The 768-nt window shown below is 66.7% G+C and carries 2 protein-coding genes; one reads left to right on the forward strand and one right to left on the reverse strand.

Features of this window, described 5'->3' with window-relative positions:
- The coding region (locus AAE045_RS23425) for a glutathione peroxidase (protein WP_455549712.1) at positions 1-416 on the forward strand (416 nt) is incomplete at its 5' end.
- Positions 417-472: 56 nt separating this feature from the next.
- Here the strand turns inward: AAE045_RS23425 and AAE045_RS23430 are convergent.
- Positions 473-768 (reverse strand): MlaA family lipoprotein (locus AAE045_RS23430; protein WP_455549713.1); only part of this gene is annotated, 296 nt, incomplete at its 5' end.

The following is a 768-nucleotide window of genomic DNA, read 5'->3' on the forward strand; positions in this document are numbered from 1 at the left end:
TGTACGCCGACAAGCAGGCCGCCGGCCTGGAAGTGCTGGGCTTCCCCGCCAACAACTTCCTGGCCCAGGAACCGGGCAGCGAAGCGGACATCCAGCAGTTCTGCCAGCTCGAGTACAACGTCAGCTTCCCGATGTTCGCCAAGATCAGCGTGGCCGGTGAGGACACCCATCCGCTGTACCAGCAGCTGACCGCCGCGCAGCCGACCGCCACCGGCGAAGGCCCGATGCGCGAAAAGCTGCAGGGCGCCGTGGCCAAGTACCCCGAGCTGGTGGTCAATGCCGCCCCGGGCGTGCTGTGGAACTTCGAGAAGTTCCTGATCGGCCGCGACGGCCAGGTCATCGCGCGCTTCGCCCCGGACGTGCCGGCCGACGATACCCGTCTGGTGGCCGCGATCGACGCCGCGCTGGCGGCCTGATCGGCTGACGCGGGAACAAAAAAAGCCCCGCTTCGGCGGGGCTTTCTCGTGGGGGATCAGTTACCCCAGTTCGGCATCGGCATCGCATCGACCGGAATCGGGGCGTCCGGATCGTCCTTGCCGCGCGCATGCTTGCCACGCAGGTCGTTCTCGATCTGGTAGTTGCGGCGCTGCAGCCATGCATCGCGCACGAGCGAATACTCGTCCACGGCGTTGTCGCGCATGTCATCGACCGCCAGCAGCTGCGAACGCATGTCCACCAGCTGCAGGCCCTGCAGGCCGATGCGGATCTTGTCCTCTTCGATCGTGCGGATCGGCGAGAGCGGCATGTCGCCGGCCAGGCCGAACACAT

The organism is Dryocola clanedunensis (assembly GCF_038405435.1).
GTDB lineage: Bacteria > Pseudomonadota > Gammaproteobacteria > Enterobacterales > Enterobacteriaceae > Dryocola > Dryocola clanedunensis_A.